Origin of the sequence: Rothia aerolata, assembly GCF_014635585.1 — a bacterium.
Classification (GTDB): domain Bacteria; phylum Actinomycetota; class Actinomycetes; order Actinomycetales; family Micrococcaceae; genus Rothia; species Rothia aerolata.
Genome location: NZ_BMDC01000002.1, coordinates 277,549 through 302,794 on the forward strand (window position 1 = coordinate 277,549; position 25,246 = coordinate 302,794).

General features: G+C 60.2%; 25 protein-coding genes. 17 read left to right on the top strand and 8 right to left on the bottom strand.

Going from position 1 to position 25,246, the window contains the following annotated elements; translation table 11 throughout:
* Nucleotides 1–24: 24 nt before the first annotated feature.
* Nucleotides 25–282: an autonomous glycyl radical cofactor GrcA2 gene (gene grcA2 / locus IEV00_RS11210; RefSeq protein WP_188359723.1), complete on the bottom strand. Its 258-nt coding sequence runs from the start codon at nt 280–282 to the stop codon at nt 25–27.
* 31 nt (nt 283–313) lie between these two features.
* Entirely contained in the window at nt 314–2,434 is a 2,121-nt protein-coding gene (gene pflB, locus IEV00_RS07460) for a formate C-acetyltransferase (RefSeq protein WP_188359724.1), read from the bottom strand.
* A 412-nt stretch (nt 2,435–2,846) separates the two neighbouring features.
* On the opposite strand from pflB, the gene IEV00_RS07465 reads away from it, so the two are divergent.
* Nucleotides 2,847–4,178: a M50 family metallopeptidase gene (locus IEV00_RS07465; RefSeq protein ID WP_188359828.1), complete on the top strand. Its 1,332-nt coding sequence runs from the start codon at nt 2,847–2,849 to the stop codon at nt 4,176–4,178.
* 134 nt (nt 4,179–4,312) lie between these two features.
* On the opposite strand, the gene IEV00_RS07470 is transcribed toward IEV00_RS07465, so the two are convergent.
* The gene (locus IEV00_RS07470) at nt 4,313–4,972 is read right to left on the bottom strand and encodes an MOSC domain-containing protein (protein ID WP_188359725.1); all 660 of its coding nucleotides are present in this window, start codon (nt 4,970–4,972) and stop codon (nt 4,313–4,315) included.
* 245 nt (nt 4,973–5,217) lie between these two features.
* Between IEV00_RS07470 and ispG the strand changes: the two genes are divergently transcribed.
* From ispG to IEV00_RS07485, 3 genes are all read left to right on the top strand, one after another.
* A complete protein-coding gene (ispG, locus tag IEV00_RS07475; RefSeq protein ID WP_188359829.1) occupies nt 5,218–6,369 on the top strand; it encodes a flavodoxin-dependent (E)-4-hydroxy-3-methylbut-2-enyl-diphosphate synthase in 1,152 nt (383 codons plus the stop codon).
* A 31-nt stretch (nt 6,370–6,400) separates the two neighbouring features.
* Nucleotides 6,401–7,555, top strand: a complete 1,155-nt coding sequence (locus tag IEV00_RS07480; RefSeq protein ID WP_188359726.1) for a GNAT family N-acetyltransferase — start codon at nt 6,401–6,403, stop codon at nt 7,553–7,555.
* 103 nt (nt 7,556–7,658) lie between these two features.
* Nucleotides 7,659–9,467: a proline--tRNA ligase gene (locus tag IEV00_RS07485; protein ID WP_188359727.1), complete on the top strand. Its 1,809-nt coding sequence runs from the start codon at nt 7,659–7,661 to the stop codon at nt 9,465–9,467.
* Nucleotides 9,468–9,504: 37 nt separating this feature from the next.
* Here IEV00_RS07485 and IEV00_RS11215 read toward each other — a convergent pair whose 3' ends face one another.
* On the bottom strand, nt 9,505–9,636 hold the full coding sequence (locus IEV00_RS11215; RefSeq protein ID WP_268234170.1) for a hypothetical protein: 132 nt from the start codon (nt 9,634–9,636) through the stop codon (nt 9,505–9,507).
* A 24-nt stretch (nt 9,637–9,660) separates the two neighbouring features.
* Between IEV00_RS11215 and IEV00_RS07490 the strand changes: the two genes are divergently transcribed.
* Nucleotides 9,661–10,440: a TSUP family transporter gene (locus tag IEV00_RS07490; RefSeq protein ID WP_188359728.1), complete on the top strand. Its 780-nt coding sequence runs from the start codon at nt 9,661–9,663 to the stop codon at nt 10,438–10,440.
* Nucleotides 10,441–10,447: 7 nt separating this feature from the next.
* On the opposite strand, the gene IEV00_RS07495 is transcribed toward IEV00_RS07490, so the two are convergent.
* Entirely contained in the window at nt 10,448–11,329 is an 882-nt protein-coding gene (locus IEV00_RS07495) for a hypothetical protein (protein WP_188359729.1), read from the bottom strand.
* Between the two features lie 126 nt (nt 11,330–11,455).
* On the opposite strand from IEV00_RS07495, the gene rimP reads away from it, so the two are divergent.
* The 9 genes from rimP to IEV00_RS07540 all read left to right on the top strand — a co-directional run bounded on the left by rimP (nt 11,456) and on the right by IEV00_RS07540 (nt 20,322).
* Complete coding sequence (rimP, locus tag IEV00_RS07500) at nt 11,456–12,034, top strand: ribosome maturation factor RimP (RefSeq protein WP_229723132.1); 579 nt, start codon at nt 11,456–11,458, stop codon at nt 12,032–12,034.
* A 125-nt stretch (nt 12,035–12,159) separates the two neighbouring features.
* Nucleotides 12,160–13,185 carry a transcription termination factor NusA gene (gene nusA / locus IEV00_RS07505; RefSeq protein WP_188359731.1) on the top strand — a complete coding sequence of 342 codons (1,026 nt, stop codon included), beginning with the start codon at nt 12,160–12,162 and terminating at the stop codon, nt 13,183–13,185.
* Nucleotides 13,186–13,326: 141 nt separating this feature from the next.
* A complete protein-coding gene (locus IEV00_RS07510) occupies nt 13,327–13,572 on the top strand; it encodes a YlxR family protein (protein ID WP_268234172.1) in 246 nt (81 codons plus the stop codon).
* Nucleotides 13,573–13,828: 256 nt separating this feature from the next.
* Complete coding sequence (gene infB / locus IEV00_RS07515; protein WP_188359732.1) at nt 13,829–16,705, top strand: translation initiation factor IF-2; 2,877 nt, start codon at nt 13,829–13,831, stop codon at nt 16,703–16,705.
* A gap of 254 nt (nt 16,706–16,959) precedes the next feature.
* A complete protein-coding gene (gene rbfA, locus IEV00_RS07520; protein ID WP_188359733.1) occupies nt 16,960–17,400 on the top strand; it encodes a 30S ribosome-binding factor RbfA in 441 nt (146 codons plus the stop codon).
* Nucleotides 17,400–18,395, top strand: coding sequence for a tRNA pseudouridine(55) synthase TruB (gene truB / locus IEV00_RS07525; RefSeq protein WP_188359734.1), 996 nt, complete (start codon nt 17,400–17,402; stop codon nt 18,393–18,395). Before rbfA ends, truB begins: the two co-directional genes overlap by 1 nt.
* On the top strand, nt 18,392–18,766 hold the full coding sequence (locus IEV00_RS07530; RefSeq protein ID WP_188359735.1) for a hypothetical protein: 375 nt from the start codon (nt 18,392–18,394) through the stop codon (nt 18,764–18,766). The genes truB and IEV00_RS07530 overlap by 4 nt, the downstream gene beginning before the upstream one ends.
* A 12-nt stretch (nt 18,767–18,778) precedes the next feature.
* Nucleotides 18,779–19,192 carry a hypothetical protein gene (locus IEV00_RS07535; protein ID WP_188359736.1) on the top strand — a complete coding sequence of 138 codons (414 nt, stop codon included), beginning with the start codon at nt 18,779–18,781 and terminating at the stop codon, nt 19,190–19,192.
* Between the two features lie 167 nt (nt 19,193–19,359).
* A complete protein-coding gene (locus IEV00_RS07540; protein ID WP_188359737.1) occupies nt 19,360–20,322 on the top strand; it encodes a bifunctional riboflavin kinase/FAD synthetase in 963 nt (320 codons plus the stop codon).
* A 374-nt stretch (nt 20,323–20,696) separates the two neighbouring features.
* Here IEV00_RS07540 and IEV00_RS07545 read toward each other — a convergent pair whose 3' ends face one another.
* From IEV00_RS07545 to IEV00_RS07555, 3 genes are read right to left on the bottom strand one after another with little or no spacing between them, the layout of a single operon-like run.
* The gene (locus tag IEV00_RS07545) at nt 20,697–21,524 is read right to left on the bottom strand and encodes an aldo/keto reductase (protein WP_188359738.1); all 828 of its coding nucleotides are present in this window, start codon (nt 21,522–21,524) and stop codon (nt 20,697–20,699) included.
* Between the two features lie 10 nt (nt 21,525–21,534).
* Entirely contained in the window at nt 21,535–22,272 is a 738-nt protein-coding gene (gene mtnN, locus IEV00_RS07550) for a 5'-methylthioadenosine/S-adenosylhomocysteine nucleosidase (protein ID WP_229723133.1), read from the bottom strand.
* On the bottom strand, nt 22,272–22,739 hold the full coding sequence (locus IEV00_RS07555) for an S-ribosylhomocysteine lyase (RefSeq protein WP_188359739.1): 468 nt from the start codon (nt 22,737–22,739) through the stop codon (nt 22,272–22,274). Before IEV00_RS07555 ends, mtnN begins: the two co-directional genes overlap by 1 nt.
* A 128-nt stretch (nt 22,740–22,867) precedes the next feature.
* Here IEV00_RS07555 and IEV00_RS07560 point away from each other — a divergent pair, with 128 nt between their 5' ends.
* The 3 genes from IEV00_RS07560 to rpsO all read left to right on the top strand — a co-directional run bounded on the left by IEV00_RS07560 (nt 22,868) and on the right by rpsO (nt 25,186).
* On the top strand, nt 22,868–23,170 hold the full coding sequence (locus IEV00_RS07560) for a hypothetical protein (protein WP_188359740.1): 303 nt from the start codon (nt 22,868–22,870) through the stop codon (nt 23,168–23,170).
* 202 nt (nt 23,171–23,372) lie between these two features.
* Entirely contained in the window at nt 23,373–24,752 is a 1,380-nt protein-coding gene (locus tag IEV00_RS07565; protein ID WP_188359832.1) for an amino acid permease, read from the top strand.
* Nucleotides 24,753–24,916: 164 nt separating this feature from the next.
* Nucleotides 24,917–25,186, top strand: coding sequence for a 30S ribosomal protein S15 (gene rpsO / locus IEV00_RS07570; protein WP_188359741.1), 270 nt, complete (start codon nt 24,917–24,919; stop codon nt 25,184–25,186).
* Nucleotides 25,187–25,246 lie beyond the last annotated feature (60 nt).

The window sequence follows — 25,246 nt, forward strand, 5'->3', positions numbered from 1 at the left end:
GATTTATTCTACGGGTTTGTGTTCTTATGCGCCGTGATGGAAGGTACGGGAGAGAACATCCAGCTGCTGCTCGCGGGTCAGGCGAACGAAGTTCACTGCGTAGCCTGAAACACGAACGGTCAGGTTGGGGTAGTTCTCGGGGTGCTCCATTGCGTCTTCCAGAGTTTCCCGGTTGAGAACGTTAATGTTTGCGTGGTAGAGGCCGGAACCGGCCATGACCGGGTTGTTCGCGCGGTTTGCCTTCATATCTGCCAGGCGCTCATCAAAAGTCTTGACTGCCATGGTTATTACTCCTTTGTTTCTTATGGGGTGGTTAGTCTTCTTCGGGCACAAAGCCGGCGTCAAGAATACCAACCAGGTTCTTGATCTGATCTTCCTTGGTGCGGCCCAGTGCGGTGGGGGTAATGGTGTTGGTCAGGGAGATGCCGTCGAGGGCGTCCTGGTAATCCAGCTTGCCCACCGAGAGCATAGAGGCAACCATACCGTGGGTATCGTAACCGTTCTCGGGGTTTGCACCGGGGGAGAAGGGGGTACCTGCGCGGTGGCCGGAGGGGAAGCTACCGGTTGCCTTACCGTAGACCACGTTCGAGGTAATGGTCAGCACCGACTGGGTGGGAATAGCATCGCGGTACATCGGGATTGCCTTGATCTTAGACATCACGGTGTGAACGATGGTTGCTGCGATGTCGTCTGCGGCGTCGTCGTCATTACCGTAGGTGGGGAAGTCACCCTCGGTGATGTAGTCAACGATCAGGCCGGTCTCATCGCGAACCGGGGTCACCTTGGCGTACTTGATAGCTGACAGCGAGTCGGCAACAATCGACAGGCCGGCGATGCCGCAGCCCATTGCGCGGATGATGTCGGAGTCGTGCAGGGCCATCTCGATGGACTCGTAGGCGTACTTGTCGTGGCTGTAGTGAATGATGTTCAGAGCCTCAACGTAGGTGCCAATCACCCAGTCGAGCATGTGCTCGTACTTATCCCAGACCTCGTCGAAGTCCAGCGGGCCGTCGCCGGAAATGGGCTCGTAACCCTCAACAACCTGCTTGCCGGTCATCTCATCGCGGCCACCGTTCATGGCGTAGAGCAGGGCCTTAGCGGCGTTCACGCGAGCACCGAAGAACTGCATCTGCTTGCCGACCTTCATGGGGGAGACACAGCAGGCAATAGCGGCGTCATCGCCCCACTGGTTACGAATCTGCGGGTCAGACTCGTACTGGATGGAGGAGGTCTCAATGGAAATAGCAGAGCAGAATTCCTTGTAGCCTGCGGGCAGGTTCTCGTCCCAGAAGATGGTGATATTCGGCTCGGGGGCGGGGCCCAGGTTACGCAGGGTCTGGAGCAGGCGGAAGGAGGTCTTGGTAACCAGGGTGCGACCGTCGTCAGCGAAGCCACCGTCAGACCAGGTTGCCCAGTAGGGGTCGCCGGAGAAAATCTGATCGTAATCAATGGTGCGCAGGAAGCGGGTGATGCGCAGCTTAATCACCAGAGCATCAATCATTTCCTGGGCGTCTGACTCGGTAATCAGACCAGCCTTGAGGTCACGCTCAAAGTAGGCGTCGAGGAATCCGGAGAGGCGGCCGATGGACATAGCGGCGCCGTCCTGGGACTTCACCGAAGCCAGGTAACCGAAGTAGGTCCACTGAACAGCTTCCTGGGCGGTCTGGGCGGGGCGGGAAATATCGAAACCGTACTTAGCCGCCATGTTCTTCAGACGACCCAGAGCCTTAATCTGCTCAGCGTGCTCCTCGCGGTAGCGGGCCCAGTGCTCGGAGAAGCCCTGGTCGGCTACGCGATCCTTGTCCTTCTGCTTCTCAGAAATCAGGAAGTCAACACCGTAGAGGGCGACGCGGCGGTAGTCGCCGATAATGCGGCCGCGACCGTAGGCATCGGGCAGACCGGTGATGATGTGGGAGGAACGAGCCGCACGAATACGAGGAGTGTAAATATCGAACACTGCATCGTTGTGGGTCTTGCGGTACTGGGTGAAAATCTTCTTAATCTCGGGGTTGGGTTCCTTGCCCGCTTCCTTAATAGCGGTCTCCACCATGCGCCAACCGCCGTTGGGCATCATAGCGCGCTTGAGCGGAACATCGGTCTGTAGACCCACGATGACGTCGTCGTCAGCGGAGATGTAGCCCGCATCAAAAGCGTCAATCTCAGCGGGGGTCTCGGTGTCTACATCGTAGACGCGCTGCTTACGCTCAACGGAGAGGTAGTCCTTCTCCAGGGTGTCCCACACGCGCAGAGTCTTCTCGGTGGGGCCTGCCAGGAAGGACGCGTCGCCCTCGTAGGGGGTGTAGTTGCGCATGATGAAATCACGAACATCAACGTGATTCTGCCACTCTCCGCCGACGAAACCCTTCCATGCCTCAGCCTTGGGGTCATTAGAGTCGAATTCGGATGCCTGAGCACGATCCGCGGTTACGGTCATTGTCTGCACTCCTCAATGAGTTTTCGATGGAAACTTGTTTTTCAAGTTCGGGCTTGTTTTAAATCCTAGTCAAAATCAGATACTAAGGTGAAGTGATGAGTGTCTTAGGGAGGGAATGACCTATACAAAATCCCCGGAATCATACGGATTCAGGCCCCTTCTATGCACCTAAATTATTTAAAAAGCAAGGGAAAATTAATCGGAATTTTTACTATTACGTTTATGTATTTTGCACCTAAAGAATGAGGTGGTTGTGACCTTTAGTAATTCATTCACTTGCGGGTGAGTCTTATTCAAAAGGTCACACACGACAGCGCTCTCGGGCTGGAGACCCCACCTTTGAATAACCCAGGTACCCCATCGCAGGTAGTCTTTCAGGACTTCCCTAGCTAAACGTGGTTGTATGGTCTGCATGGGAATTGTGCTCTTCATTGTTGGCGTGCTGCTGATGGCGGTGGCTATTGCTCTATCCATCGCCCTGCATGAGATTGGCCACCTGGTGCCCGCCAAGCTCTTTGGCGTGCGGGTGCCGCAGTACATGATTGGTTTCGGCAAGACCGTGTTCTCCCGGAAGATAGGGGAGACCGAGTACGGGGTCAAGGCTGTTCCTCTGGGCGGCTATATTTCGATGATTGGCATGTACCCGCCGGAGAAGGGTGCCGCCAAGCCCGGTCGGCTGGCTGACCTTTACCGCCAGGCGCGAGAGGCAGATGCTGAGCGGATTACCAAAGCTGATCAGGGCCGCCTGTTTTATCAGCTGCCGGTCGTCAAGCGCATCATCATTATGCTGGGCGGGCCCACCATGAACCTGCTGATAGGTATTGTTGCCATGGCGGTGCTGATCATGGGCTTTGGCCAGCAGCAGCCCACCACCGCGATTGCCACTATTTCTCAGTGCGTGCAGTCGGTGAGCTCTACCAATGTTGATCAGGAAGCCGGAACCGAGTGTGACGCCGCTGATCCGGCTTCTCCCGCCAGCGCAGCGGGTCTGAAGCCCGGCGATGAGATTGTTGGTTTTGCCGGCGAGTCCGTGACCTCCTGGGACCAGCTCTCTGAAGAAATCAAAACCCACGCCAATCAAGAAACCCCGGTCACCGTGGTCAGAGATGGTCGGCAGGTAGAGCTGACGATCACCCCCATGCTGACCACCCGCCCCATTCTCAACGACCTCTCTGGCCAGTTCGAGAAGAACGCAGACTGCACCTATCAGACCGAGGACGTCGGTTTTATCGGCATTAGCCCCACTACCGAGCTAAAGCCCGGCTCAGTGTCTGAGGTGCTCCCCGCCGTCGGACAGTCGATGCAGCAGATGGGCTCTGCCCTGGTGAAGCTGCCGGTCAAGGTCTACGGCGTTGCTGAAACCCTGGTCACCAACGGGCAGCGGGCTGAGGACTCCCCGGTCTCAGTGGTGGGTGTGGGCCGGGTTGCCGGCGAAATCGCCGCCACCGACCAGATTGATCTGCACTCTAAGGCGGCCTCACTGGTTTCGCTGGTTGCCACCATGAACCTGATGCTCTTCCTCTTTAACCTGGTTCCGCTTTTGCCGCTGGACGGCGGCCACGTGCTGGGTGCCCTCTGGGAGGGCGCTCGCAAGCTCTTCGCCAAAATCTTCCGCAGGCCGCAGCCCGGCCCCTTTGACCCGGTGAAACTTCTGCCGCTGACCTGGGTGGTAGCGGGGGCCTTCCTGGGTATGTCGGTGATTCTGATTGCCGCCGACCTCTTCAAGCCGATTACAGTCTTTTAGGCTTCGCTCATTTTGTCTGTTGCCGTGAGAACGGTCGCCAGCTGACCCTCTCGCGGGCTCGCTAGCGCTCGTACCGCGATTCACGCCAGCCCCAGCCAGCTGGCGACCTGTTCTCACGGCTCCCGACCGGGGATTTAGCGAAGCAGCCTGGCCAGCTGGTCGTGGTGGTGCTTGGGCAGGCAAGCGGCCTCATAGACCTTGCGTGCCAGCTCCTTATCTCCCATCTTGGCGGCAAAAGCCTCGCCCATCGTGATTCCGTGGGCCGGCGGCGTCCTAAAAATCAGTTCGTCGCCGGGGCGGATTTCGCCCGGTTCCACCACGCGCAGGTAGGCGCCGCAGTCGCCGTGGGCGGTGAAGGTCTTGACCCAGCCTTTTTGCCCCAGCCATTCGGCGAAGGTGCGGCAGGGCTGGCGGGGCACGCTGACCTCTAGCAGGGCGGTGCCTATTTCTACCCGCTGATTAATGACAACCTCGCTCCAAGAGATTCCTTTGGTGGTGAGGTTTTCGCCGAAGGTGCCGTTGGTATAGGGGGAGCCGTTCAGCTTGCCCCAGTAGTCCAGCTCCTCGCGGGCAAAGGCGTAGACCGCCTTGTCTGCCCCGCCGTGGTGCTTGGTGTCGCCCACAACGTCGCCGCGCACACCGGGTCCGTCGCCGTAGTTCGGACCGGGAATGAAGACTTCGAGGACGGCGCGGGGCTGCTTGCAGATGCCGGTGAGGCGGTCTTCGCCGGTGGGGCAGGGGAAAGGGGCAGCGATATTGGTGGAGAGCACGCGGGGCTGGGAAGAAGCTGTCATGGTTTTTAATGTAATCGGTGCCACCTGCCAAAGCGAGAAGCTTTCGCTATTCGATCAGCCCAACTCCCGCTAGCTGAGACAAAATTTCCGCCACAGACCCGTGTGATATGCCAGGCACGAGAAGCCTGGCTCTTGGGACTTACCTGCCCTGTAGTGCACAATAGAAAGCGATATCAATCGACTTTCACAGGGTCGGTTGAACGAAAAGTCTTTGGAGGAATATCTTGGCTCCGGTCAATCTAGGAATGCCCAAACCCGCACCGCAGACCCTGGCTCCGCGCCGTAAAACCCGCCAGTTTAAGGTGGGCAAGGTGGGCGTTGGCTCAGACTCACCCATCTCGGTGCAGTCTATGACCACCACCAAAACCCACGACATTGGCTCCACCCTGCAACAGATTGCAGAGCTCACCGCAGCCGGTGCAGACATGGTGCGCGTGGCCTGCCCCACCGATAAGGACGCCGAAGCGCTACCCATTATCGCCCAGCAGTCTCAGATTCCGGTGATTGCCGATATTCACTTCCAGCCCAAGTACGTTTACCAGGCAATCCAGGCAGGGTGCGGCGCTGTGCGCGTGAACCCCGGTAACATCCGTAAGTTTGACGACCAGGTGAAGGAAATCGCCCAGATGGCAAGCGACCACGGCGTTTCGCTACGCATCGGCGTCAATGGCGGTTCACTGGATAAGCGCCTGCTGGAAAAGTACGGTAAGGCAACTCCCGAGGCCCTGGTTGAGTCGGCTGTGTGGGAGGCCTCCCTCTTTGAAGAACACGGTTTCCGCGACTTCAAGATTTCTGTGAAGCACAATGACCCGGTGGTGATGGTTGAGGCCTACAAGCAGCTGGCAGAAAAGGGCGACTGGCCCCTGCACCTGGGCGTGACCGAGGCCGGCCCCGCCTGGCAGGGCACCATCAAGTCAGCAACCGCCTTCGGCGCCCTGCTTTCCCAGGGTATTGGCGATACCATTCGCGTTTCGCTGTCTGCGCCCCCGGTGGAAGAAATCAAGGTGGGCCTGAAGATTCTTGAATCCCTTAACCTGCGCCAGCGCCAGCTAGATATTGTCTCCTGCCCCTCCTGCGGCCGTGCCCAGGTGGACGTGTGGGAGCTGGCCGAGAGTGTCACCAAGGGTCTTGAAGGCATGAAGGCCCCCCTGCGTGTTGCTGTGATGGGCTGCGTGGTGAACGGCCCCGGTGAAGCTCGCGAGGCAGATTTGGGCGTGGCATCGGGCAACGGCAAGGGCCAGATTTTTGTCAAGGGCGAGGTTATTAAGACTGTGCCCGAGGCAGAGATTGTCGAAACCCTCATCACCGAAGCCCACCGTATTGCCGATGAAATGATCGCCAACGGTGAGTGGCCCCCCGACGGCACCGAACAGTCGGTGGATGTAACCGTTCACTAGCCGCAACCAACCGAGAAAGCTACCGATTCCTGTGTTTTCACTCTTTCAGCGTTCCATCTCAGACACGCTGATTCGCCCGCTGACCACCGACGATTGGGGCCAGCTGGATGCCATGATTGCCCAGGACCCGGTAGCTTTTCTCTATGCCGCCGAGCACCTTGACCACTTTGGCCTCCCCGCCCCCTCAGCCCTGGCCAGCCGAAGCGGCCACGGTTTCATGGGGATTTTTGTTCCCGCCGAAAAAAGCCGACCCGTGGCAAATCCCGGTCTTGAGCCCTCTCCTGCTCCGGCGCGGAACCTTGACCTCGGGTACACCCTGGGGGCGGCGTCGTCCAGCATTGCAGAGCGGCTACCCGCCACCGCGCGCAGGGCCGCCCAGAAGTTTCTCTCACCCCTCTCACAGATTAACGAGGGTGACCAGTCGCATGCCCCAGCGACCGAGCCCGCTCCGCCCGGGGGCCAGCTCAAACTGGTGGGTGCCTTCTGGCTGGGATCAAACCTGGTGCCCCTGGTGGTGCCCGAGCAGTTCCGGGCGGCGGTGGCTACCGCCATCACGCGCTCACACCGTAGCCTGGCCTCGATTTTTGGCTACGCCGACGACGTTCTACCCCTGTGGGAGCTCATCGCCGGAAAACTGCCCCTGCCCCTGTCGGTGCGCGAGAACCAGCCGCTGATGGTGCTGCCCGACTCCGCGAACCTTGCGGCCGTAGGGCGGGCGAGTCTGTACCGCGAGGGGCTGCAGGCGCCGCAGCTGTCTGAGGACGGCGCTCGCTGGGCAAGAACCTCAGACCGCCGCTCCCTGCTGAAGGCCTCGGTGGCCATGTTTACCGAGGAAGTAGGTTATGACCCGCTCTCCCGGGACCCCGCCGGTTACACCCGCCGGGTGGATGAGTTTGTTCGCACCGGCCGCACCGTCGTGGCAACCAACACCGAGGGCGTGGTGGTCTTTAAAGCAGATTTGGGCCTGGCCTTTGGCGAGCGCTGCCAGATACAGGGTGTCTGGTTGCACCCCGCCTACCGGGGGCGGGGCCTGTCAACGCCCCTGCTGGCGCAGGCATTTGAGCTGATCAAACCGCGCTTTCCGCAGATTAGCCTCTACGTTAACGACTTCAACACCCGCGCCCGAAAACTCTACGAATCCATTGGCATGGAACAGATTGGCACCTTTGCAACCGTTGTCTTCTAGGAGCTGCTTTTAGCAGATTAGCTTTTAGCGGTACACTGAAAAAGACTGTGCCCGCGCCGGCCAAAAATGCCGAAGATAGCGGGGGAGACCCAAGAAGAAACGGATGACTCAGGTGACTATTTCTCGCCTCTCACAACTATTCGTGCGCACCCTGCGCGACAACCCGGCAGACGCCGAAGTCGCAAGCCACAAGCTGCTGGTTCGTGCCGGTTACATTCGCCGCACTGCCCCCGGTATTTACACCTGGTTGCCGCTGGGCCTGAAGGTTCTGGGCAAGGTAGAGAACGTCGTGCGGGAAGAAATGAACGCTATCGGTGCCCAGGAAGTTCACTTTCCGGCCCTGCTTCCCCGCGAACCCTACGAGGCAACCAACCGTTGGGACGAGTACGGCGATAACCTCTTCCGCCTGAAAGACCGCCGCGGTGCAGATATGCTACTGGCACCCACCCACGAAGAAATGTTCACCCTGCTGGTCAAGGATCTCTACAGCTCCTACAAAGACCTGCCGGTCTACCTTTACCAGATTCAGACCAAGTACCGCGATGAGGCCCGCCCCCGCGCAGGCCTGCTGCGCGGCCGAGAATTCGTCATGAAGGATTCCTACTCCTTCACCATGGACGACGAGGGCCTGGAAGAGGCTTACTTCGCCCACCGCAAGGCCTACCAGAAGATTTTTGAACGCCTGGGCCTGGAAATTGTGATTGTCAAGGCCCAGTCCGGCGCTATGGGCGGTTCCCGCTCCGAGGAATTCCTGCATCCAACCCCCATCGGTGAAGACACCTTCGTGCGCACCGAGGGCGGCTACGCGGCCAACGTTGAGGCGGTGACCACCGTGGTCCCAGAGCCCGTGGATGCCTCCAACACCCCCGCCGCAACCTTTGAGGCCACCCCCGATTCACCCACCATCGAAACCCTGGTGAGCCAGTCCAACGCGCTGCACCCCCGCTCAGACCGGGAATGGACCGCCGCAGACACCCTCAAGAACGTGATTCTGGCCGTAATCGCTCCCGACGGCGAGCGCCACCTGGTAGCTATCGGCGTTCCCGGCGACCGCGAGGTTGATCTGGGCCGGGTAGAGGTTAACGTGGGTGCCCTGCTGGGCATTGGCGGTGAAGTCGAGGTCGAGGCCGCGAATGATGAGGACTTCAAGAAGTTCCCCCAGCTGGTCAAGGGCTACATTGGCCCCGGCTCCTCTCTGGACAACAAGATTCTGGGCAAGGAATCTGCCACCGGCATCCCCTTCTTCCTCGACCCCCGCCTGGTAGAGGGCTCGGCCTGGATTACCGGCGCCAACGAGTTCGAAAAGCATGCCTACAACATGGTGGTGGGCCGTGACTTCGAGGGCGACGGCGTTATCGAAGCCTGCGAGGTACGCGAGGGCGACCCCGCCCCCGATGGCTCCGGCCCCCTGATCGCCGCCCGCGGTATTGAGATGGGCCACATCTTCCAGCTGGGTCGCAAGTACGCCGAAGCGCTGGAACTGAAGGTTCTAGACAACAACGGCAAGCTCCAGACCGTCACCATGGGCTCCTACGGCGTGGGTGTAACCCGTGCCCTGGCCGCCATCGCCGAGAAGAACCACGACGAGAAGGGCCTCATCTGGCCCCGCAACATCGCCCCCTACGACGTACACATCGTGGCCACCGGCAAGGGAAATGAAGTGCTGGACGGCGCTGCGGAGCTGGCTGAGAAGCTCTCGGCAGCCGGCCTGGACGTGCTCTTCGACGACCGCCCCAAGGTCTCACCCGGCGTAAAGTTCGGTGACGCCGAACTGCTGGGTGTACCCACCTCCGTAGTGGTCGGCCGAGGCTTTGCAGACGGCAAGATCGAAATCAAAGACCGTGCCAGCGGAGAAGCACGCGAAATTTCTCTGGAAAACGCGGTCGAGGAAATCCTGGCGGAGGTTCGTTAGCTCAATCGCTTCGGAGGGCGCCGCACATCAACCTCCCTTAAACGCCAGCCCCGATGCCAGTTGATGCGCGGCGTCCTCCTACGCGCTTGGACTTCGCCCCGGCAGGCCGTCGAATCGCCGGCTGGCTAGGGCCGGCGACGTTGTCTGCCTGCAGGATACTGAGTCTCAACTTATCGGCTAGGAGAGGAAGCACATGGGCATCGAAAGTCTCGACCCCGCCACCATCGCGCTCGTCCTTGCCGCCGGCCTCTTCGCCGGGTGGGTGGACGCCGTCGTCGGCGGTGGCGGTCTCGTGCAGCTCCCCGCCGTCCTCATGATTCCCGGCCTCACCCCGGTTCAAGCCCTGGCGGTGAACAAGCTGGGTTCCTCCTGCGGCACCGCCGCCAGCGCCCTCACCTACTACCGGCGCACCACCAGCGATATCCGCACGGCCCTGCCCACCGCGGCGGTTGCACTGTGCGCCAGCTTCTGCGGGGCAATCGTGGCAACCCTGATACCGGCCTCCGCTTTCAAACCCATTATTCTCTTTGCCCTCATCGCGGTGCTGGCCTTTACCGTTCTCAAACCCGGGGCCGGCGAGCTGACCCGCATGAAGCACACCGGGCGCAAGCACACCGCAATCGCCCTTGCCATTGGCCTGGTGATTGGCTTCTATGACGGCGTTTTGGGGCCCGGCACCGGCTCCTTCCTCATGATTTCCATGATTACCCTGCTGGGCTACAACTTTCTGCTAGCCACCGCCCAAACCAAAATCGTGAACCTGGCAACCAACATTGGAGCCCTGATTTTCTTTGCCGTCTCGGGCAACGTCATCTGGGCCATTGGCCTGCTACTTGGGGCAGCCAACCTGGTGGGTGGCTACCTGGGCGCCCGCACCGCCATAGCCCGCGGTAACGGCTTTATCCGCATCATGATGATCTGCGTGGTATCAGCCCTGATTCTCAAGCTGGGCTTTGATATTTTCTTCGCCTAAGCCGCGCCTAACCCGCCGGTTTCTGGGAGGAGATACTTTCTACCAGCAGCTCCTTGAAGAGTTTGCTATCGACCGGTACCTGAGGGTCAGCCAACACAACCGCCGCGTTGACGGTCAGAGCATCACGGGCCCCTTCCAGTACCTGGCTCGGCTGCTGGGAACGGTCAATGCCGAAGTTGGGGGAGTTGGCTGGTAGTTGCCAGGTGCAGGCGATGGCATCGTCAAGCTGCCGGTTAGTCTCCTGCGCATCGGCTAGGGCAGCACCGCTCGCTTTCTTTTCCTTCTCGTCCAAGGAATCGGTGCTGGAACGCGCGTCAAAGACCTGCGCCGTATAGAGGTAGTAGTCACCCGTCTGGGCAAGAACCTGTACGCTTTCGGGAGCTTCACCCGCTGAATCGCTGGGCAGGCAGGCCGCTGGCTCCTGCTCCTCCTCTAACCAGCTGGGTACTTTCACCTCGGTACCGCGCGTCTGCTGATCGTAGATAACCAGCGACTCAATTGTGCCCACGGCCGCAGCCCGCGCGTCGTCCTGCCCCGAAGTCAGCAAATCCCGATAGATTTTCTGCGCCGTTACATCAATATCGCTCATGCCGGCTTCAACCGAGTCTAGGTTTACGTCCTCGGCGTAGGGGGTGCCCTCTCGCCCTAGCTCTCGGGCAGATTCGGGGTAGTCCTCAAGCAGGGAATCCACCAGACCTTCCAAGCCGCTATCGGGCCGGGCTCCATACTCAGCCGTGGCCTTGAGTAGGTAGAGCTCGTGGGTGACCCGCGCGGGGAAAGCCAGCTCTTCCCGCGTTTGCTGTTCTTGGGTCTGGGAATAAAAACCCAGTGCACCGAGACCGATAATCCCTACAGCCGCCACTGACGAAACCAGGCTAGAAGTTTTCATGAGCCCCTACTCCCCACCACGAATGAAAGACCAAAACAACGGCTCCCATTCTTTCACACAGACTCCCGCCCTGCCTGTAGGCTTAGAAGCAGAAGACCCGCTAACTTTGAGCCCAGAAAGATGAAAATGCCCAAAGAAGAAATGAACGCCCGCGAGCGTCGCGCGGCCGAGCGCCTGGCCCAAGGCGTAACCGCACCCAGCGAAAAGAAGAGCTTTCTCTCGGTTGAGGCTCTCAAGGCAGAACTGATTCCGGTGATTGAAGAGTTCGGTTGCGTGCTGGAATCCATAGCGGCCAAGGGCGCCGGAAACAACCGAACCCTCGAAATCGTGGTGGACTACCGCGAGGGAACCGACTTTCTGCCCCTGGATACCGTCGCCGAGATTTCTCAGGCGCTCTCGGCGAGGCTCGATGCGATTGATGACGGCGATGCGCCCTACATGCTGGAGGTGTCATCTCCCGGGGCAACCCGCCCTCTCGAAGAGGAGCGGCACTGGCACCGGTCGGTGGGCCGCCTGCTTAACATTGCTCCTGCAGACGGGGGAGAGAAGTACCTGGCCCGGTTGGTTTCTGTCACCGACGAGGGCCCGGAGCTAGCCCGGAAAAAGAATACCAAGAAGGGGCAGAAAGTCTCCTACCATCCGGCAGAGATTCTTGCCTGGAACTCAATTTCTAGTGCAAAAGTTGAAATCGAATTCAACCACTAGGCACACCATTCGTTAGAATGGTGGCTAAGAACAAGAATTTGTGCGGGAAAGCTCGCGTGAATTGACCAAGCACGGTGCCGGGATACGTTAGTGTCCCGGCCCTGTTCTACTGAGAAAGGCCTGCCATGGATATCGACCTGAGCAACCTGCGACTGCTTGAAAAAGAACGCGACATTTCAATTGACGAACTTATCCCCATGATTGAGGGTGCCCTGCTGCTGGCCTACCAGAAGCAGCCCGGCGCTATCAAGGGTTCCCGCGCAGAGATTGATCGGAAAACCGGTGTGGTGACCATCTGGGCACCCGAGCTCGATGAGAACGATGAGAAGATTGGCGAGTTCGATGACACTCCCAACAACTTCGGCCGTATCGCAGCCTCCACCGCCCGCCAGATTATTTTCCAGCGCCTGCGCGATGCTGAAGACTCCCACCTGCTGGGTGAATTCCGCGACCGTGAAGGCCAGCTGGTCTCCGGCGTTATTCAGCAGGGCCCCAACCCCCGCATGGTGCACGTAGATTTGGGCACCGTAGAGGCTGTGCTTCCCCAGTCAGAGCAGGTACCCGGTGAGCGCTACCCGCATGCCTCCCGCCTGCGTGCCTACATCCTGGAGGCCCGCCGCGGCCCCAAGGGTCCCTCCATCGTGCTCTCTCGCTCGCACCCCAACCTGGTGCGCCGTCTTTTTGAGCACGAGGTGCCCGAAATTCAGGATGGTTCGGTAGAAATCATGGCAATTGCCCGCGAGGCAGGCCACCGCACCAAGATTGCTGTCAAGGCGAACAAGCCTGGTATCAACCCCAAGGGATCCTGCATCGGTGAGATGGGCTCTCGCGTGCGCGCTGTGATGGGTGAGCTCAACAACGAGAAAATCGACATTGTTGACTACTCCGACGACCCCACCGAGTTTATTGCCGCCGCCCTTTCACCGGCCAAGATCAAGTCGGTGAGCGTGCTCGACCCCAAGACCTTCTCGGCCCGCGCCATTGTTCCCGATGACCAGCTTTCCCTGGCCATCGGTAAGGAAGGTCAGAACGCGCGTCTGGCCGCCAAACTGACTGGCTGGCGCATCGACATCCTCTCGGAGTCCCGCTATAACCAGGCAACCGCCGAACTTCAAGCGGCTGCTGAAGAGTCCGAACAGGGTGCGAACTAAGTCACTTACTTGCGCTAGCCACCCTGAAAAAGGATAGACTGGAGGGTAGGCTTCACAGACAGTCGATACCTCTGTGGCACTACTGTGCCCTGAAACAGCAGAAAAGGAGGGGCAACCCTGAACGTTCCCCAACGCACCTGCATCGGCTGTAAAGAAGTAACCGACCAAAGAAAACTTGTCAGAATAGCGTGCGAAACTACCGAAGCGGGGCAGACCCGAGCGGTGGTTGACCACCTACGAGACCGACCCGGTCGAGGAGCCTGGATTCACAACGATTCCACCTGCCTGGAAAACGCCCTCAAGAAGGGTGCTTTCAACAGGGCCTTCCGAACCCGGGTCAACGCCACCGAACTCACACTCGATTCACTCCCGGTGATCAAAGCATAGGGTCAATCGAGGTGGTTCCCGTCTGCCCCAGGGCAGAAGGCCAGGCGAACCCATGTAAGTCAACTAGTTTGACGACTTTGTATTTTCGAAAGCGAGTCAGAAAACTGATGGAAACCCAATGAGTGCCGCACGATGAGTACCAACCTGTGCTCACACACCGGCAAAAAATTAGGTAGAACCGTGCCCCGGTACCTGCCTATTCATCTCAAGTACTGAAGGTTCGCACCGTCCTGGTGCGAGCCAGGACAGGAGAAATGTGGCAAAGCCCCGCGTACACGAGATTGCGAAAGATCTCGGAATTACGTCTAAAGAAGCGCTCGCAAAGCTGAAAGACCTTGGCGAGTTCGTCAAGGGCGCTTCTTCAACCGTTGAGCCGCCCGTAGAAAAGAAACTGCGAGCAGCTTTCCCCAAGGCCGAATCAGCAGCTGCTGAGTCAGCTCCGGCCCAGGCTGAATCTAAGCCTGCTCCCAAGCCAGCGGCTAAGCCCGCTGCCCCCAAGCCCGGCGCGAACGCTCCTAAGCCCGGTGCAGCCGCCGCTGCGCCCAAGCCCGCCCCCGCGGCGTCCGGCTCGGCTGAAAAGCCCGCAGCACCTAAGCCTGCCCCCAAGAGCGGCCCCCGCCCCGGCAACAATCCTTTCTCCACCGGCGATGCAGCTAAGCCTGCGCCCAAGCCCGGTGCAGCAGCGCCCAAGCCCGTGGCTCCTAAGCCCGGCGCAGCTGCTCCCAAGCCGGCAGCACCCAAGCCCGGTGCTAAGCCCGGCCCCCGCCCCGGTAATAACCCCTTTGCAACCTCCCAGGGCATGGGTAAGCGCAATGACGGCGGCAACCGTAACGAGCGCTCCGGCGGCCCCCGCCCCGGTGGTCGTAACCAGCGCGGTGGCCAGGGTGGTCCCCGCCCCGGTGGCAACAACGGCGCGCCCCGCCCCGCAGGCGGTCGCAACCAGCGCCCCGCTAACGCTTCGCAGGGCGGCCCCCGCCCCGGTGGTAACAGCGGCGAGCGTAACAACGCGCCCCGTCCCGCAGGTGGCGGCAACCGCCCCTCACCCAACATGATGCCCAAGATGAGCGCCAACGTAGGTGGCGGCGCACCTTCGGGTGGTCGCGGTGGCAACGGCGGCGGCAACGGTCCGCGCCGTGGTGGCCCCGGTGGTGGCTTCAACCGTGGCCCCGGTCGTGGTGGCCCCGGTGGCGGTCGCGGCAATGCCCAGGGCGCTTTCGGCCGCGGTGGCGGCAAGCGAGGCAAGAAGTCCAAGGCAGCTAAGCGCCGCGAGCAGGAGCAGCTGCAGGCACCTTCAGTAGGTGGCGTAGTTGTTCCCCGCGGCGACGGCGAGACCCAGATTCGCATGCGCCGCGGTGCATCGATCATGGACTTTGCAGAGAAGATCAATGCAAACCCCGCATCGCTGATTACCGTGCTCTTCCACCTGGGTGAAATGGCTACCCAGACCCAGTCGCTGGACGAAGAAACCTTCGAGCTTCTCGGTGCTGAGCTGGGCTACAAGGTGGTTATTGTCTCTCCCGAGGACGAGGAGCGCGAGCTGCTCGAATCCTTCGACATTGACCTTGAGGCCGAGGCCGAGAACGAAGACGACGACGTTCTGGAATTCCGCCCGCCGGTAGTGACCGTGATGGGTCACGTTGACCACGGTAAGACCCGCCTGCTCGATGCAATCCGTAACACCAACGTGATTGAGGGCGAAGCCGGTGGCATTACCCAGCACATCGGTGCTTACCAGATTCACACCACCGTTGAGGGTGAAGACCGCAAGATTACCTTCATCGATACCCCCGGTCACGAGGCCTTCACCGCCATGCGTGCCCGCGGTGCCAAGGTCACCGATATTGCGGTGCTCGTGGTTGCTGCGGACGACGGCGTGATGCCCCAGACCGTCGAAGCGCTCAACCACGCCCAGGCAGCAGACGTGCCGATTGTGGTTGCGGTGAACAAGATCGATAAGGAAGGCGCATCGCCCGATAAGATTCGCGGCCAGCTGACCGAATACGGTCTGGTTCCCGAAGAGTACGGTGGCGACACCATGTTCATTGACGTTTCAGCTCGTCAGGGCCTGAATATCGACGAACTGCTCGAGGCAATCTGCCTGACCGCAGACGGTGCCCTGGAGTTGAAGGCTAACCCCAATAAGGAAGCCCGCGGTGTTGCAATCGAAGCCAACCTCGATAAGGGCCGCGGCGCCGTCTCCACCGTTCTGGTGCAGTCCGGTACCTTGCACGTTGGCGACGCTATCGTTGCCGGTGTGGCCCACGGCCGCGTGCGTGCAATGTTCGACGAGAACGGCCAGGCAGTCGAGTCTGCTGGCCCCTCCCGCCCCGTTCAGGTGCTGGGTCTCTCCACCGTGCCCCGCGCAGGCGACACCTTCCTCTCCACCGAAGAAGAGCGCACTGCCCGCCAGATCGCTGAAAAGCGTGAGGCAGCAGACCGCAACGCCCAGCTGGCCAAGCGCCGCAAGCGCGTGACCCTGGAATCCTTCGATGCCGCCGTGGCTGAGGGCAACATGGACACCCTCAACCTGATCATCAAGGGCGACGCCTCCGGTGCTGTGGAAGCTTTGGAAGAGTCCATCATGAAGATCGACGCCGGTGGCGACGAAGTTCAGATCCGCGTTATCCACCGCGGCGTTGGCGCTATCACCCAGAACGACGTGAACCTGGCAACCGTTGATAACGCCGTCATCATCGGCTTCAACGTTCGCCCGGCCGAGCGCGTGGCTGAGGTCGCTGAGCGCGAGGGAGTAGAAATGAAGTTCTACTCCGTGATCTACCGCGCCATCGAAGAGGTCGAGGCAGCTGTCAAGGGTATGCTCAAGCCCGAATACGAAGAGGTTGACCTTGGTTCCGCCGAGATCCGCGAAGTATTCCGCTCCTCCAAGTGGGGTAACATCGCCGGTTCGATCGTTCGCTCGGGCATCATCAAGCGCAACGCCAAGGCCCGCCTGGTACGCGACGGCAACGTGGTTCAGGACAACCTGACCATCGAGTCCCTGCGCCGCTTCAAGGACGACGCCACTGAGGTTCGCGAAGGCTACGAGTGCGGTATCGGCCTCGGTTCCTTCAACGACATCAAGGAAGGCGACATCATCGAGACCTGGGAGCTTCGCGAGAAGCCCCGCGTCTAGGCTAATGAGCTAACGCGTTTGAGGGCGGGCTGGCGTGTGCTAGCCCGCCCTCTGACGTGTGGGCTACTGAGAAAGCTGTTGTAGTTCATGCTTTCGCGGGCGGCGGTCGCTCGACCTCCCTTAAACGCCAGCCCCGATGCCAGTCGACCGCCCGCCGCCCACTCAAGCTACCGCCCGTCGTCCGCCCTCGCATACCTTCACCGGTTGGTAGACTGGTGACCAAGTACGTTTTCAATCAATCTCAAGGAGAAACCATGGCCGATCCGGCTCGCGCAGCCCGCCTCGCCGACCGCATCAAAGTAATTGTTGCCCAGGCACTCGAACGCCGCGTCAAAGATCCCCGTTTGGGTTTCATCACCGTCACCGACGCCCGCGTCACCAACGACCTCCAGCACGCCACCGTCTATTACACGGTCTACGGCACCGCCGAGGAACAGACCTCCACCAAGGCCGCCCTCGAATCCGCCAAGGGCATTCTGCGCTCTGAGGTGGGCAAAAACATCACCACCCGCCTGACCCCCACCCTGACCTTCGTTCCCGATGAGGTGCCCGTCAACGCCGCCCACATCGAGGACCTCCTGCGCAAGACCAAGGCCCGCGACGAAGAACTGGCCGAGGCCTCTGCCGGCGCCACCTACGCCGGTGAGGCTGACCCCTATAAGAAGCCCTCTGAAGACGAGGCCGACGAAGCGTAGTGGCTAAGAAAGCACATTCAGGCCCCTCGGGGCTGGTGGTGGTCGATAAACCAGCGGGTATCACCAGCCACGACGTCGTCTCTCAGCTCCGTCGCCTGGCGCAGACCCGCAAGGTCGGCCACGCCGGTACCCTCGATCCCATGGCAACCGGTGTGCTGATTCTGGGGATTGGCAAAGCAACCAAGCTGCTGACCTACATTGTGGGGGAGTCCAAGACCTACACGGCAACCATGCGCCTGGGCCAGGCTACGGTCACCGACGACGCCGAGGGCGAGTTCACCGCGCTAGCCTCCGCCGATGCCGTAGCGGCTGTGACCGAGAGCCAGATTGCTGAGCACGTTGCCGAACTGACCGGCGACATCATGCAGGTTCCCTCGTCGGTCTCAGCCATTAAGGTCAACGGTGTGCGCTCCTACGCCAAAGTGCGCGGCGGTGAAGAGGTCAAACTTGAGCCCCGCCCCGTGACTATCTCAGAGTTCAGCGTGCACTCTATCGACCGGGTGGAGACACCGCAGGGAGCCGCTATTGACTGTCGCGTGACCGTCTCCTGCTCCTCGGGCACCTACATCCGCGCCCTGGCCCGCGATTTGGGAGAGAAACTGGGCATTGGCGGTCACCTGACCGCCCTGCGCCGTACCCGAATCGGTGAAATCACCGAAGAGAAAGCGCTGACCCTCGAGGCTCTCGAAGCGCTGAAGGGCGAGCTGGGGGAGCTGCCGATGCTTTCGCTGGAGGACGCCGCTACCCGGCTCTTCGCCGTGCGGCAGCTGACTGCCGCCGAGGCAACCGACCTCTCCAACGGCCGTCGTATCACCCACAACCCAACCGGCGCTCAGTCGCCGGAGGCAGATCAGCCCAGCGACGCCGTCCACGCCGCCTACGCTCCGGACGGCAGACTGGTTGCCCTGACCAAGAACACGACCTTCCGCGGTAGCTACCTCGCCGCGCCCGAGCTCGTTTTTGAAGCCGGACAGACCTTTGGAGAGACAGAATGATTGCTGGTTACGACCTCTGGTTCTGGCTAACCTGCCTGCTGGGCGGGTTAGCTTTCCTTGCCAGTTTCTGGCAGTTTCTGCGGGGCCGGGCGCCCAACGATATCTCCCAGGGCTCGGCCATTGTTCTGCAGACATGGCTGTTTATCTACTTCATCGGCTCCATCGTGATGCAAATTCTCACCGATGGCCCCAGTGGTGACTGGCTTGAATACTACGGCTACCTGCTGACCGCCATGGTGATTCCAGCCGGAGCCGTTACCTGGTCGCTGAGCGAAAAATCCTGCTGGGGCACCCTGATTCTCGCCCTGGTGGGACCGGTGCTGATTGTAATGGTTCAGCGCATGAACGTGATTTGGTACTACTACAACTAGAAAGAGACTGCTATGGCGCCCTCCGCGCAGCGCAAGAACACCGGCTTTGGCCGCCTGCTCATTGTTATCTACTGGATTTTCTCCCTCTCCGCAGGAGCCCGGGCCGCCTACCAGTTGCTCCGCCGCTTTGACGAAGCACCGGTATCGATTACCCTCTCAGCTATTTCAGCGGTGATCTATATTGTGGCAACGGTCTTTCTCGCCAAGAAAGACGCCGTTTCTTGGAAAATCGCAACGGCAGCGCTCTCGGTTGAGCTGGTGGGCGTGATTGGTGTGGGAATTTTCTCTTTCATCAGGCCAGAGCTCTTTCCGCTGGCATCTGTCTGGTCTCACTTCGGCCAGGGCTACGGCTATGTGCCGCTGGTGCTGCCCATTGTGGGCCTGTGGTGGCTCTTCCATACCCGCAAAGCCTCGTTGGCTCAGTGAGAGTTTTTCATGGGGCATCGCATCAATCAACCTCCCTTAAACGCCAGCCCCGATGCCAGTTGATTGATGCGATGCCCCATTATCCGCTACACATTATCCACCACATAAATTCTGCGCCGAGGCAGTTTAGTGCGTAATATGGGAGCGAACCCTGAATAAGGAGAAACGTGGAACTGTACCGAGAACTCAGTGAGGTGCCCGCCGATTTTGGGCCCTCGGTGGTGACCATAGGTAACTTTGACGGCGTGCACACCGGCCACGCCGAGGTTTTGGGTACCGTGGTGCGGCTGGCCCGCGAGAACAAGCTGGTCTCGGCAGCTATCTCCTTTGACCCCCACCCCTCGCAGGTGCACCGGCCAGAATCAGCCCACATCGAGATTATGGGCCAGCAAGACCGCCAGCGCTTCTTTCGGGAACTCGGCCTCGACTGCTACCTGCTCATCCACTACACCCTCGAATTTTCCCGGCAGAGCCCCGAAGAGTTCGTGCGCTCTGTTCTGGTAGAAACCCTGAACGCCCGCTACGTGGTTATCGGCGACGACGTCCGCTTCGGCCACAAGAACTCCGGCGACCTCTCCACCATGCAGCAGCTGGGAGAAAAGTACGGCTTTACCGTGGTAGCCATTGCAGACCTCATGGCAGATGAAACCCACCGCACCTCATCCACCCGCATCCGCGAGCTACTCGAAGCCGGAAACGTAGAAGAGGCAGGCCGCCTACTGGGCCGGCCCCACCTGATGACCGGCGAAATCATCCACGGCGAAGCCCGCGGCAGAGAACTGGGCTTTCCCACCGCCAACATGGCTTTCGACTCCAGCGGCTACGTACCGGCGGACGGCGTCTACGCGGGCTGGCTCATTGACGAAAACGGCACCCGCCACCCGGTAGCCACCTCGGTAGGCACCAACCCCACCTTTGAGGGCGTCAACCGCCGCACGGTAGAAGCCCACGTGATTGGCCGCCCCGAAGAGCCGGTAGAAAACTTCAACCTCTACGGGCAGAAAGTCTCCCTGGAATTCACACACCACCTTCGCCCCATGGTTGCCTACACCGGGGTGGAGGCGCTGATTGAACAGATGAACCAGGACGTGGACGACGCTAAGCGCCTGCTCGGCCTCGACTCCGAATAGTTCGCTTTGTGCGGGAAAAGCTCGGTGCCTGCTTCCGATTAGGTTTGCGCAGGTCGCGAGAAGCTCCTAGCGCCTGATTCCCTCACCCCGCCCGCGATCGCAGAGCGATCGTAGGCGGGGTTCAGTCCATACGGCGCGTCGGAGCTCCCCGTGCCCTTCCGCCAGCGGCTCTCCGCGGGGAGCGGGGAAACGCGGCAGCGCCGTCTGGACTGAGCTCTACCCGAGGGCGCTCAGCGCCCTCCAGTGGAGCGAGGGAAGCAGGCGCCGAGCGTTTTCCCGTGACCCAACGTTGTCCTCTGAAAATCAGGCGCTAGGAGCTCCCCGAGCCTGACGCAACAGATGGAATCAGACACCGAGCTGCCACCGCGGCGTCCTTAGAACTCCTCGTGGTCGCGCGGGTCAAACCCGAAGCCCGAATTCCCGGTGTTGAGCATTCGGATTTGCTCCATGTGATCGTCCGAGAGTTCCCAGTCAAAGACCTCCAGGTTGGCGCGCAGCCGGTCAATGTTCGATGACTTGGGAATGGGCAACAGGTTGTTCTGAACCTCCCAGCGCAGGATAACCTGGGCGATGGTCTTGCCGGTTTCCTTGGCGATGTCTGCCAGAGTCTGACTCTGTAGCAGGTCGGTCTTGCGGCCCAGGGGAGCCCAGCACTCGGTGAGAATGGCCTTCTGGTAGTTGTAGTCGCGCAGGGTCTCCTGCTGGAAGTAGGGGTTGAGTTCCACCTGGTTGACTACCGGGGTCTCACCGGTTTCTTCGATGAGGCGGTCAAGGTGCTCGGGCAGAAAGTTGGAGACGCCGATGGACTTGACCAGGCCCTCGTCGCGGGCAGAGATAAGACCGCGCCAGGTATCAACGTACTTATTCTGCGAGGGGTTGGGCCAGTGGATTAGTACCAGGTCAAGGTAGTCCAGCTTCATGCGTTCCAGCGAGCCGCGCACCGATTCAATGGCGGCGTCAAAACCGTGGTCGGCGCCGGGAACCTTAGTGGCCACGAAGAGTTCCTCGCGGTCAACGCCCGAGCGATTTACCGCGTTACCCACGGTTTCTTCATTCTCGTAGCGCACGGCGGTATCAATCAGGCGGTAGCCGGCGCGGATTGCCTCGCCGATGACTACTTCGCCCTCTGAGCCCTTGAGCCCGTAGGTTCCCAGACCGATGGGCGGAATGCTCTTGCCGTCGCGCAGGGTATGGTTCTGCATGATTTTTCCTTTACTTTTGAGTGACTTCTTCAATAATTCGCAGGGCTGCCCGGGCTGAACGCGGGCCCACGATATCGACTCCCAGGTGGAAGTCTTGGTCCGCCGCGGGGCCGCACAAGTCCGAGATACCGCGGGCTGCGATAAAGGGAATACCCACCGACTCGCAGACCTGAGCAATTGCGGTGGTTTCCATGTCGGTGGAGACTGCCTGCGGGAAAACCTCCCGGGTATCTGCCACATTGTGGGCTGTCACAAAGGAGCCGCCGGCCAGCATGGTGCCCCGGTGGGCGGCACCTTCTGTATAGTCGGCGGCAACCGCCGCGGCGACGTCCTGCAGAAAAGCCGGGGTCGAGAAGCGCTCGGGCATACCGGGCACCTGCCCGCGCGCGTAGCCAAAGGCGGTGGCGTCGGCGTCGGTGTAGGTGTAGTCAGTGCCCAGGGCGATGTCGCCCACGTTGACGTCGGCGCGCAGCCCGCCCGCGGTACCGGCAGAGACGACGACGGCGGGTGCCGGGGCTACCTGCAGGGCGGCGGTGATCGCGGCGGCGGCATTGACCAGGCCGATCTTCGAGCGAACCAGCAGAATCTTCAGTTCCCGCTCGCCGCTTGTGTACAGGCGTGGGTAGAACTGGGCCAGGCCAAAGGTGAAGGTTTCTCCGGCGGAATCGGTGAGGTCGAAGAAGGGGGCGGCCTCTTCGTCCATAGCTACCTGAACAATAGCCTCAGCATTGAAAGTGGGCAGGGACACTAGGCCATCACCTTCTCCCAGCTATCACGCTGAGCAAGGAAGTCCCGCACGGCAGTCTGGGCTTCTTCCAGAGAGTGGTTGGCACCCCAGCCGCACTGAACCTCATTAGCAGCGGGAACCTCGTCAGCGTCGAGAAGATCCTGCATGGTTTTCTCTAGGATGGGGAAGAATTCTTCGGGCTCGAGCCCCTGGGTGAGCGCGTAGAAGCCGGTCTGGCAGCCCATGGGCGAAAAATCGATGAGGGCATCGGTGTGGTTGCGCATGTGGTGGGCGGTCATGTGCTCAATAGAATGGATTGCCTTCATGCCCAGGTGAGCCTTGTTGGGCTGGGTAAAGCGCACATCGTATTTCACCAGCTCCACACCGGGGGCAACCTCTTTGCGGCCGGCCACGCGAACGTAGGGGGCTGCAACCGCGGTGTGGTCAAGATCGAACGATTCAACGTTGGTTTTCTGTGTATCAGTCATACTTACTATTCTTTCGCACATTTGCCCTGCCGGGCTAGCCACGTTACTGTGTCGTAATTTTGTTGAATTTTCAGCTTTCTTTCGGAGAGCGGGTCTAAGGTGAGAGCGGTTAACTAGAAAGGATGATCATGAACGCTCTTGTTCCTACCGCTTCAGCAACCGCAGGTTTGATTGGTGGCTATTCTCTGGCCCGTATCACCGGTGTTCGCGCTGTGGGTGGCATTGGCCTGGCTGCCGGAGGCGCCGCAGCATTTTGCGGCTGGAAGGCCAACCGCGGTGCCGGTGTAGCCGCCGCTCTGACCGGCGTTTACCTGGGTGCCTTTGGCTACTCCCACGCGCTGGCTAAGAAAATTGGCGCTTGGCCCTCGGTGCTGACCGTCACCGGAGCAACCGCGGCTGCTTCGCTGGCTTTTGGCGGCCCGAAGAAGTAACCTGCCCGCCCCTCTCCGTCAGGAGCCGGCTTCTGAGCAGGGGGAGGGGCCCGTTTCGCCCTGCCCGCTGTCAGCAGGTAATCTTTGACCTAGACAGCAATTCAACAGATGGTGGTAGACAATGGCAGAAAAGTCACGCTTGACCGGCGACCGGCCGGCTCAGAGACAGGGTTCATCCCTCGCACAGACTGAAGCCCAGCATATGGCCGAGCACCGAGCCCTCAAGCGTGGCCTCACCCTCCGGCACGTACTCTTTATCGCACTGGGCTCAGCCATTGGCACCGGCCTCTTCTACGGTTCAGCTTCGGCTATTCAGCTGGCGGGGCCCTCCGTTTTGCTGGCCTACGTGATCGGCGGTGCCGCCGTCTTTATGGTGATGCGGGCGATGGGTGAGATGGCTCTGGCCCACCCGGTGGCGGGCTCTTTTTCCGAGTACGCCACCCTCTATTTGGGCAGGGGAGCCGGTTTCGTTACAGGCTGGACTTTCGCGCTGGAAATGGCCTTTGTTGCCATTGCAGACGTGACCGCCTTTGCCACCTACATGAAACTGTGGTTTCCCACCACTCCCAGCTGGGTCTGGATTTCCAGCCTGATTTTGGTGATTCTTGCCATTAACCTCTCCAAGGTCAAGGCCTTTGGTGAGACTGAATTCTGGATGACCCTCATTAAGGTCGCCGCCATCATCGCCATGATCGCCGGCGGCGTCATCCTACTCATCTTTGGCGCCACCATGACCGGCGGCGACATTCAGCCCTCGGTCACCAACCTCTGGGACGAAGGCGGCTTCTTCCCCCACGGCATCACCGGCTTCCTCGCCTGCTTTACCGTGGTCATGTTTGCTTTCGGCGGCGTGGAAACCGTGGGCATCGCCGCGGGGGAGACAGAAAATCCCAAGGTCTCTATTCCTAAGGCAATCAACACCCTGCCGGTACGTATTCTGCTCTTCTATATTCTGACCCTGGCAGTCATTATGTCCCTCTACCCCTGGCACGAGATTTCGGGGGAGACCTCGCCTTTCGTGCAAATTTTTGAGGGCCTGGGTATTCCCGCGGCAGCCCACATTCTCAACGTCGTGGTGGTTACCGCCGCCGTCTCGGCCATGAACGCTGACTTCTACGCCGCCGGCCGTATGCTCTACGGCCTGGCCCAGCGAGGCATGGCCCCCAAATCTTTCAATAAGGTGGCTAAGAACGGCACCCCCTTCATGACTGTCATCTGCATGGGCGTGGTCATGGTGGTGGGCGTGCTGGTCAATATCTTCTTTGAAAACGCCTTCATGCTGGTTGCGGCCGTTGCCACCTTCGCCACCGTGATGGTCTGGGTAATGATTCTGCTGGCCCACATCGCTTTCAAGAAGAAAACCAGTCACCCCACCGACTTTCCCGTGCCCGGCTGGCCCTTTGCCTCCTACCTGGCGCTGGCCTTTATGGTTTTTGCGGTGGTGCTCTTCGCCTTCTTTGAAGATACCCAGCTGGCGCTGATTGCAGGCCTGGTCTGGTGCCTGCTGCTTGCCGTGGTGTACGCGGTGTTTTTGAGGGGGAAGAAGGACGACGCCGCCGGCGCCGAAGCGGCGCGCCCTTAAGTGGCGTTCGTCCTGCTGAACATCACTAAACATCATGTATAGTGGAGACCGCATGTGACTGCAGTCCGTGGTTGTCACCTGCAGCGGCCGACTTTTAGGCCCTCACCCCGGCACCAAAAATGGTGATCGGGCCGTAACACGGCACTAACTCTAGGAGTTATACAGTGGCACTTGATCCCGCCATCAAGCAGGAAATTATGAAGGAATACGCAACTCACGAAGGTGACACCGGTTCACCCGAGGTGCAGATTGCAGTTCTGTCTCGTCGTATCACCGACCTGACCGAGCACCTGAAGTTCCACAAGCACGACCACCACTCACGTCGTGGTCTGATGATCCTCGTTGGTCGTCGCCGTAACATGCTCGGTTACCTCAAGCGTGTTGACATCGAACGCTACCGTGCTCTGATTGAGCGCCTGGGTCTGCGTCGATAAGTAGAGTTTGCGAGGGCGGTTCCGCTGGTTTTTCTGGCGGTTCCGCCCTCTCGCTCATTC

Coding starts and splice junctions, on each gene's coding strand:
- IEV00_RS07555 (WP_188359739.1), bottom strand. CDS start 22,739: ATGACTGATACACAGAAAACCAACGTTGAATCGTTCGATCTTGACCAC.
- IEV00_RS07560 (WP_188359740.1), top strand. CDS start 22,868: ATGAACGCTCTTGTTCCTACCGCTTCAGCAACCGCAGGTTTGATTGGT.
- IEV00_RS07565 (WP_188359832.1), top strand. CDS start 23,373: ATGGCCGAGCACCGAGCCCTCAAGCGTGGCCTCACCCTCCGGCACGTA.
- IEV00_RS07545 (WP_188359738.1), bottom strand. CDS start 21,524: ATGCAGAACCATACCCTGCGCGACGGCAAGAGCATTCCGCCCATCGGT.
- rimP (WP_229723132.1), top strand. CDS start 11,456: ATGCCCAAAGAAGAAATGAACGCCCGCGAGCGTCGCGCGGCCGAGCGC.
- ispG (WP_188359829.1), top strand. CDS start 5,218: ATGCCCAAACCCGCACCGCAGACCCTGGCTCCGCGCCGTAAAACCCGC.
- IEV00_RS07490 (WP_188359728.1), top strand. CDS start 9,661: ATGGGCATCGAAAGTCTCGACCCCGCCACCATCGCGCTCGTCCTTGCC.
- IEV00_RS07530 (WP_188359735.1), top strand. CDS start 18,392: ATGATTGCTGGTTACGACCTCTGGTTCTGGCTAACCTGCCTGCTGGGC.
- grcA2 (WP_188359723.1), bottom strand. CDS start 282: ATGGCAGTCAAGACTTTTGATGAGCGCCTGGCAGATATGAAGGCAAAC.
- pflB (WP_188359724.1), bottom strand. CDS start 2,434: ATGACCGTAACCGCGGATCGTGCTCAGGCATCCGAATTCGACTCTAAT.
- IEV00_RS07535 (WP_188359736.1), top strand. CDS start 18,779: ATGGCGCCCTCCGCGCAGCGCAAGAACACCGGCTTTGGCCGCCTGCTC.
- IEV00_RS07465 (WP_188359828.1), top strand. CDS start 2,847: ATGGGAATTGTGCTCTTCATTGTTGGCGTGCTGCTGATGGCGGTGGCT.
- IEV00_RS07470 (WP_188359725.1), bottom strand. CDS start 4,972: ATGACAGCTTCTTCCCAGCCCCGCGTGCTCTCCACCAATATCGCTGCC.
- IEV00_RS07485 (WP_188359727.1), top strand. CDS start 7,659: ATGACTCAGGTGACTATTTCTCGCCTCTCACAACTATTCGTGCGCACC.
- IEV00_RS07495 (WP_188359729.1), bottom strand. CDS start 11,329: ATGAAAACTTCTAGCCTGGTTTCGTCAGTGGCGGCTGTAGGGATTATC.
- rbfA (WP_188359733.1), top strand. CDS start 16,960: ATGGCCGATCCGGCTCGCGCAGCCCGCCTCGCCGACCGCATCAAAGTA.
- nusA (WP_188359731.1), top strand. CDS start 12,160: ATGGATATCGACCTGAGCAACCTGCGACTGCTTGAAAAAGAACGCGAC.